This is a genomic window from Nostoc sp., from assembly GCF_054880495.1.
Genome location: NZ_JBTYKD010000019.1, coordinates 1 through 8,533 on the forward strand (window position 1 = coordinate 1; position 8,533 = coordinate 8,533).

Annotated in this window: 5 protein-coding genes; 2 read left to right on the top strand and 3 right to left on the bottom strand. The window is 43.8% G+C overall.

Going from position 1 to position 8,533, the window contains the following annotated elements; all coding sequences use genetic code 11:
* Positions 1 to 157: 157 nt before the first annotated feature.
* Positions 158 to 310, bottom strand: a complete 153-nt coding sequence (locus ACYTXL_RS02445; RefSeq protein WP_461923345.1) for a hypothetical protein — start codon at positions 308 to 310, stop codon at positions 158 to 160.
* 216 nt (positions 311 to 526) lie between these two features.
* Here ACYTXL_RS02445 and ACYTXL_RS02450 point away from each other — a divergent pair, with 216 nt between their 5' ends.
* Positions 527 to 976, top strand: a complete 450-nt coding sequence (locus ACYTXL_RS02450) for a hypothetical protein (RefSeq protein WP_461923346.1) — start codon at positions 527 to 529, stop codon at positions 974 to 976.
* A gap of 621 nt (positions 977 to 1,597) precedes the next feature.
* Positions 1,598 to 3,505 carry a 1-deoxy-D-xylulose-5-phosphate synthase gene (gene dxs, locus ACYTXL_RS02455; RefSeq protein WP_461923347.1) on the top strand — a complete coding sequence of 636 codons (1,908 nt, stop codon included), beginning with the start codon at positions 1,598 to 1,600 and terminating at the stop codon, positions 3,503 to 3,505.
* A gap of 412 nt (positions 3,506 to 3,917) precedes the next feature.
* On the opposite strand, the gene ACYTXL_RS02460 is transcribed toward dxs, so the two are convergent.
* Positions 3,918 to 5,552 (bottom strand): MFS transporter, encoded by a 1,635-nt coding sequence (locus tag ACYTXL_RS02460; RefSeq protein ID WP_461923348.1) that lies wholly within the window; start codon positions 5,550 to 5,552, stop codon positions 3,918 to 3,920.
* Positions 5,553 to 5,838: 286 nt separating this feature from the next.
* Complete coding sequence (locus ACYTXL_RS02465) at positions 5,839 to 8,433, bottom strand: nitric oxide synthase oxygenase (protein ID WP_461923349.1); 2,595 nt, start codon at positions 8,431 to 8,433, stop codon at positions 5,839 to 5,841.
* Positions 8,434 to 8,533: the final 100 nt, after the last annotated feature.

Below are 8,533 nucleotides of genomic sequence, written 5' to 3' on the forward strand. Positions count from 1 at the left end.
GAGCCTTTCAAAACCTCATCAATTTTTGACAGCACTGCCCAAAATCCAGATTGGCTGGGAGAGGAGCCACAGCGCATCCAACAATTGATGTCAGCATGATACCAAATTACAGTAGACATCTCCGACAATGAATGTAGAGACGTTACATATAACGTCTCTACTCTGCGATCGCATTCTGTTCATCCTCAGTGATTTCTGCACCACGCTTCCAAGGAATCTCTAATTGAAACTCAGCGTTGGCTTTGTAGTAAGTATACCAGTCATCAGATGTTGTGATTGAAGACAGTAAAAAGTCAGTTGCGGTTGCCAATTAATTAACCAACAGCGATCGCCTATGCCCAAAATCTTTGAAATGTTCAATTCGCCCCTTGATTACCAGAGGAAAATCTTTACTCAAAATTCAATCTATCAAAATAGTGAATTCTTTTAACAACTTATGACGCCAAAAGCTCTATCTAGGGAACGATATGGTTAATCAGCTAAATGATGTAAAAAGAGTAAGCTAAATTACATGAGATTGTATTTTATGAAACTGAGTTATTTGACAAAACAGTTTTCCACCGTAAAACGCTGGATGGCTACCACCCTGTTTTGTCTGTTAGCGATCGCTTTCGTTTGGCAAGGTGCATTTTTCTCCAACACTTCAGCAATGGCTGATCCGATTGCAACCTTGATTGCATCAAAAGACGCAGGCGATCAAGTTCAAGAAAAAGCCAGCAAAGATGCTGGACGAGCCAAAAATTTCATCGAAGATACGGCAGATAAAGTTAAGCAAACTGCCAAGAACAATGCCAATAAAGTTGACCAAGCAACGGATGACAATGGTAGTTTTGTTGAGCGCAAAGCCAAGAAAGATGCGGCTACAATTCAGAAAAGAGCAGACGAAGATGCCGCTCGGACTAAAAAAGCAGTAGACAACACAAAGAATGTTGTTGAACGTGCTGTTGATAACATCAAGGATGCTTTTGGGAAGTAGAAAATACATATAGAAATCCTATTTGATTTGTCAAAATCGAAAGGCTTAGATTCCCGACTTCTTAGAGAAGTCGGGAATATTGTTGTCTAGAACTAATTTAGGAAGATTATTTTCCTAAGTAAATACTTAATTTAACTCCAAAAATTATGTATTATTAAATACATTTTCTTCACGCCCAGATAAACTGGCGATCGCTGATAAAATTAGCTGGTATTACCGAAGAAGAGAAGAAACAATTGTTAAATACTTACCAGTAATTCTGCCACATATATAGTTATAAATGAGATATTTAACTTGATTTTGTACTAACTTAAAAAAGTAAAATTAAGTAATCTGCTGAGAGAGTTTCCGCAAATGCTCCGAAAAAACTTGTTTTACTATACGGCTTGCAGATTATTTTTAAGTAGCATTACTTATTGACAAATGTGTTATGAACTTTAACTGATTGCAACATAATTTGACAAGTAGTTAATGGATAACAAATTTTTGATCATTATTAATTACGAAGTTATACTTTCCAATACAACTTAGTAAAAATGTAAGAGTCTGATTCTGTGGACAACCCGACCGTGGGAAAATCAAAATACCGAAACTAGAAATTAGAGAGGAAAACCCTATAATATGCATTTGAGCGAAATCACCCATCCTAATCAGTTGCACGGTTTATCTGTTCGCCAACTGCAACAGATTGCCCGTCAGATTCGAGATAAGCATCTCCAAACAGTAGCAGTTAATGGTGGACACTTGGGGCCAGGGTTGGGTGTTGTAGAATTAACACTAGGACTTTACCAGACACTGGACTTAGATCGGGATAAAGTGATTTGGGATGTAGGACACCAAGCTTATCCCCACAAGCTGCTGACAGGACGCTACGATCGCTTCCACACCCTCAGACAAAAAGACGGAGTTGCTGGTTATCTCAAACGCTGTGAAAACAAGTTTGACCACTTTGGGGCTGGACATGCTTCTACAAGTATTTCGGCAGCATTGGGCATGGCTTTAGCGCGAGACTTGAAAGGGGAAAAATTTAAAGCTGTTGCTGTGATTGGCGATGGGGCGCTAACTGGGGGTATGGCTTTAGAAGCCATCAACCATGCTGGACACTTGCCGAAAACAAACCTGTTGGTTGTTCTCAACGACAACGACATGTCTATATCTCGCAACGTCGGCGCGATTCCCCGCTATCTGAACAAAATGCGCCTCAGCCAACCGGTGCAATTTATTAAAGATAATCTTGAGGAACAGTTGAAGCAAATTCCTTTCGTGGGTGAATCCCTGTCTCCCGAACTCGGACGCATCAAAGAAGGTATGAAACGCTTGGCTGTTCCCAAGGTAGGTGCAGTTTTTGAAGAACTCGGCTTTACCTACATTGGCCCAGTGGATGGGCATAATCTCGAAGAATTGATTGCCACCTTCCAACAGGCACATCAGATAGCAGGCCCAGTTTTGGTGCATGTGGCAACGGTGAAAGGCAAAGGCTATGAAATTGCTGAACTAGATCAAGTTGGCTACCATGCCCAAAGCCCTTTTAACGTAGCAACTGGCAAAGCCATTCCTTCCAGTAAACCCAAACCCCCGGCTTATGCCAAAGTCTTTTCTCACACTCTGGTAAAACTTGCCGAACAAAACCCGAAAATCGTTGGGATTACTGCGGCTATGGCAACGGGGACAGGCTTAGATAAGCTTCAAGCAAAACTGCCCAATCAATATATTGATGTCGGCATTGCTGAACAACACGCAATCACCCTTGCAGCCGGACTTGCAACTCAGGGTATGCGCCCGATCGCCGTGATTTATTCTACCTTCCTACAACGCGCCTATGACCAGATAATTCATGATGTCTGCATCCAAAACCTGCCAGTATTCTTCTGCTTAGATCGGGCAGGAATTGTCGGTGCTGATGGCCCCACCCACCAAGGTATGTATGACATTGCTTATCTGCGTTGCATTCCCAATATCGTAATCATGGCACCCAAAGATGAAGCAGAACTCCAACGCATGGTAGTGACTGGTGTTAACCATACCAGTGGCCCGATCGCTATGCGCTACCCTCGTGGCAATGGCTACGGCGTCCCCTTGATGGAGGAAGGTTGGGAACCTTTGGAAATTGGCAAAGGCGAAATTCTGCGTACAGGCGATGATGTGTTAATCGTCGCCTATGGCACAATGGTTTATCCAGGAATGCAAGCTGCTGAAATTCTCAGTGAACATGGCATTGAAGCAACTGTAATTAATGCGCGTTTCGTTAAGCCTTTGGATACCGAATTGATTTTGCCTTTAGCGAAGAAAATCGGCCGTGTCATCACCTTAGAGGAAGGCTGTCTGATGGGTGGCTTTGGTTCTGCGATCGCGGAAGCCTTAATGGATGCAGATATTCTAGTTCCTGTCAAGCGATTCGGTGTACCAGATGTATTGGTAGATCATGCTGAACCCAATGAATCTAAGACAGAACTAGGTTTAACTAGCCATCAAATAGCAGAGAGAGTGTTGCAAGCTTTCTTTAAGCAGCAAGTAGCTGCTGTTATCTAGTTAATTCCGAGACTAAATAACCTATATCCTCAAAGCAACTTCTATGAAAATAACCTCCGAGATGGAGGTTATTTTTATAAGAGTAGCTGTGTAGACAATACGATTTGGTTAAGATACCCCCGCCTGCGGCAACCCCCTTAAAAAGGGGGTAAAAGAGGGTTATAAGCACCCCTTTTTAAGGAGGGTTGGGGGGATCTTCAAAATATTAAGATGCTAATCGAACCGTATTAGTAGCTGGGTAGACGCCTTCTGGTGCGTCGGCTGACGCCAACGCGTAGCATCTCCAAAAGAAGCGACTTATCGCCAGAAACCGCTACAACTAGCCAATATACACAAGAAAAGCTGAGATTTTTGGGTTTGAAAGCGGAATGTGAAGCTCAGAAAAAGCTGTAAAGTTGGGGAAAACTGAAAATTAAGCATCAGATTTTGACTGTTCTGGTTCTGTCGCTGGCGGAGGTATTTCCCGTTCAGGTGTGATAATGGAACCATCCCAGACAGCCTTCTGCCCATCAGCATTGATAATAATGATTTTTACTTCTCCTTGATCATAATGGTCAGAAAATTCTTTTAGCCAGTTATCTGGAAGCCTTTTAAGGTCTTTAAGAGGGATTTTGAATCTTCTGCAAAACTCCATAGGAGCATCAGGATCAGTCTTTATTGTAACGATGTCGTCTTTTTTTATCTCAACCAGTGTTTTTGGAATTTCGTTATTAGTGCTGTCTAAGTACACCATTTGAACTATCACGCCAGCATCTTTTATCTGTGTATTAACTTCCTCTTTTTCCTCCGAGTTTAATATTTTCCCTCCTAGCGAGAAGTTAGCGCCAGCAATACTAATGTAATCGGGAGGCAAATTGGATTCTTTAGCCGGTCCGTAAAGCACTACTTGATTAATATTAGGCCCAGGCTTGCGGATAGCTTTGCCGCCGATGTAACCAGTGGCACTAATTCCTATTAGTGCTAACAGTTCAGAGGGGATAGTTGGGAAAGAAGATGCAGTTGGATAAGTGACCAAGAGGATAACGATAAAAGCAACGCCAATAATTAAGTTCCAAACTATTTGCTGTACGCGCTCCAGGGCTACTACGCCACCATGCATAACCAAATCTGACCACCCAGGATTCACTTCCCCAGAACCCTTATTACCACGAATTTCAGAGGTTGCTTGCGCCGTTACCAGTGTTGCTAAACTAATTAGGAAAGTATAGCCAAATCCTGATAGCGGAATGAACTCCCATGTGCGTCGAAACAATCCGCGTCCAATCAAAAGAAATAGATAGCCAAAAACGATGATAGTCAACCACCAGATAAACTGGGCACGCGCCAGACTATAAGTGTTGGTTTGGACATCCACAATAAACCATTCTAACAAGTTTAGGTTTTTTGTGTTGTTTTCTGAAAAAGATTTTGACAAGTTGGATTTTTTTGCCTCTCTCGTCAGCGAATAGGCGTCTCTTATCAGACAATAGATTATTACCAAAAGTATGAATACACAAAATGCTGTAATTATAAACACGATCAGCGTTGTCCACGCGCTCACAGGGCGCTCTACCATTACCTCAAGTTTGTCGTTAGCCTCTTGAAGGTCAATATCAGTTGCATTACCTCCCACCTCAACAATCACAGGGTTTTTTCCAGTGTTCAATTTCGCTAGCTGCTCGTTATTGAAGCTGGCATAAATCGCTTTCCGATTTTCTGCAACTTTTGCAATAGCGGTGGCAATATTAGAGAACTTACCAATTTTTATCTCAATTTTATTTTGAGGCGAATTGTCTTGCTTGGGAAAGTTGTCTCCTGTCACCACTACATTGATATGTTCGTTGCTATACCTACTCTCATCTTCTGGTATAATCGATTGAGGGATACTGACGTAAAAATCTCTAGGACTGATGCTTTTTATAGAGGTAACTTCGGTTATGATTGCCCCTTGAGTCCTAGTTTGCTGGCTGGATGTTGTCGGGCTTGTCTGACCAGAATTGCTATTGTTTGGCTGGCTAATGCTATTAGTTTCCTGTGCTTTACCCAACCCGACTGAAGTGAACAGCAACAGGAACGTCAGACTAAGAGATAGCAGAAGGTAATAATAGCTCTTGCTGATTCGTTTCCAGGATATCTTATGTAAGCGCATAAAACAGTGTGAGTATTTCTAATTCATGTAGTAACATTAATTGTGTTCGATTACACGCCAGACTAAAATTTTTCACTTTTAGATGTTTTATTAAAATTTTAGAAAAACTGTGAAACAAGAATCCCACGGCGATGAAACTGAGCCAATGCTATAGTTTGATCACCGTGGGACTGTCAACAAAATCAGCGACTATAAATATCTAGATTCAGACACTTACTGGTTGCACCTCCAGCAAGGATGCTTGACTATCAGTATGTTGCACCCGATTTAGCCAGCGTTCAGCTTTGGAGTAGTTATCTTTTTGTACCTGTTTGATCGCTTGTTTGTAGTTCAGCGTTACGCCCCAAACGTCGTTGGAGAAACGCTTTTGTTGCTTCATTTGCTCAAAGAACTGAACAGCTTCAAAATGTGAGAAATTACCTTCAGTTTTAGCGATCGCTAGCAACACTTCAAACACATCATCCGCCATCTTGGCATCACCACACACATAATAGTGACACTGAGGATGACTAAGCAGTTTCCAGATATCCTGGGACTTTTGCTGCATCAGATTTTGGACATACATTTTTTGCTCACCTTGGCGCGAGAATGCTACCTCTAATCCAGAAAGCACACCTTGATTCAGCCACGTTTGCAACTGCTCCTGATAGAGGAAATCATTGTGGTTGCGGCAGCCAAAATACAGGCAGGCATCGCTTAATGGTTGTCCTTGTTGCAACAAAGCTTGTCGGTGCTGGAGAAAAGCAATCAGTGGGGAAACGCCAGTTCCAGGTCCTACCATCAGCATGATGGCATCTGGATCGCTGGGAGGACGGAAAGTAGAAGTGCGAACATTGATGCGAACCATTGCCCCAGATTCCAGTCCAGCTAAGTAGTTGGAGCAGAGTCCCTGACGGATTTTGCCTGTATCGGTGCTAACTTGCAGCACGCCAACAGTGATTTGAATTTGCTGGGGATGAAGCAGGGAAGAGGAAGAAATGGAGTAGAGACGGGGTTTTTGCTTAGGCAGTAACTCTAGTAAGGCTGCTAATGTGATCTGCGCTGAGGGAAACTCATCGAACAGATCGGCAACGCTCATCAAGTTGTCTGTGATGCTTTTGTTGAGTATAATGCCGTCGGGGTAGTCGTTCCCCTGCTGAAGAATTTCCAGCCATGTTTCTAAGCGAAGTTTCTCTTGCGGATTTTCTGCTACGGATTGCAAGTAGACCAAAAGTTCATTAAATGGTTCTCGCAAAGTCAGATCGAGTTCTTCAAAGAAGACTTGAGCGACGCTCATCGGCACAGTAATCGGAGGTTCATCTTCTACTTCAGTGCCATCTGCTGTTTGATAACGAGCTATGAAGTAGGTGTCTGAGTTTAGCGAAAGGCGATCGCATAAACGCTTGACAAGTTCAGGTGAATTGCAGGGATAGACTGCAACGTGATCGCCGGTTTGATAGTGCAGATCACTTTTGGAGAGATCAAAAGCGATCAAGCGAGTCGAACGACTACCAGAAATCACTTCAAGAAGTAGTTCCTGATTGGCGACAATGGGAACTGCGATGCCGCGCTCGCTATTCACTTCCACAGGTATTAAATTTGCTACTTCTGCTGGATTTAAGAAGGTGATATTTAGTTGAGGAGCGGCTTTTGTTGTCGCATCCCCAGAGGTAACATCTTCACCCAGTACACGCGAGATCAGTCCCAGCCATTCTTTAAAAGTATCCGCCTGTCCCTTAATTTCATCCCCTTTGTGCAGGGGGGCGATGCAGTTTGCTCCCACCCTAGCTAAGGTCTTATCTACAGCAATCGCAGCAGCACAAAAATGTTCGTAAACAGTGCTGCCAATGCCCAGGACAGAATAGTTTAAGGTATTGAGGGAACCTACAGGTTGTTGCTTCAACCACTTCACGAACCGCTTACCGTTTCCAGGGATTTCCCCATTGCCAAAGGTGGATGTCACAACCAGCAACAGCTTTTCTGATCTCAAGGTATCGACGTTGTATTCATCGAGTGACATGACTTTGGGACGGTAGCGTTGCAGTTGACGAGCAGCTTTACGTGCCAAACCTTCAGCCGTACCCGTCTCTGAGGCATAAAGAATTAAGATCCGGTCTTGTTTCTGGTCGTCCTCGTCGGCAACACTGACGAATTTTGCCAAGTCGATGCCGTCTTCAACTGCCCAGCGATCAGCAGCATGGTGATAGGCTGGCTCTAGATAAAAATCGCGCATTGCATGATGCCAAACTGGACAAGCACTACCTCCGGCTGGCGGCATAACCCAACCCCAATCAGATGGACACTCTCGCCCTGCTCTCTTTTCGCGAAGGTCATGAGCGAGGTATTGACGAGAGGCCGACTGGTGATCTACCATTGTCACCTTGGCTTTCTGGAAGGAGTGGAGGATGGCGACATTCAGTTCCAAAGCGACGCGATCGCGCCACAGGGTTTGTTCGGAACTGATATCCAGCTTGAGTACTTTGGCGATCTCCTCCATTTTGTCATAGCGCCAGTCTTCTAGGAAATCGCGGGCAATTTCCGTACCCATATACCAGCCATTGAAGGGGAGGCAGCAGTAGGAGATGCCACCAATATCCATGCGGAAGTTGGTGATGCCAGGGACGCTATACCAACGTAGATCCAGCGATTTGAATTCTGGAATCGTGGGATGCTCAATCTCGACTTCCAACACTTCATCATGATTAAACTCGTAGAACTTTGGCTCCATCCCGGCGGCTTCAATCACCAGGGGCAGGATATCATAGGGTGTACAAGGTTTGGGCGGTTGCCAGCCGAGTTTGATAATCGCTTTGGTCAGTATCCTCTGGTTCCCATACTTGCTCGCTGGCGATTATATCTAGGAACTGCTTTGCTTTTTTGAGCAATCGCTCCTCATTCACCATCGGCAGTTTCATCACATT

Coding starts and splice junctions, on each gene's coding strand:
- ACYTXL_RS02450 (WP_461923346.1), top strand. CDS start 527: ATGAAACTGAGTTATTTGACAAAACAGTTTTCCACCGTAAAACGCTGG.
- dxs (WP_461923347.1), top strand. CDS start 1,598: ATGCATTTGAGCGAAATCACCCATCCTAATCAGTTGCACGGTTTATCT.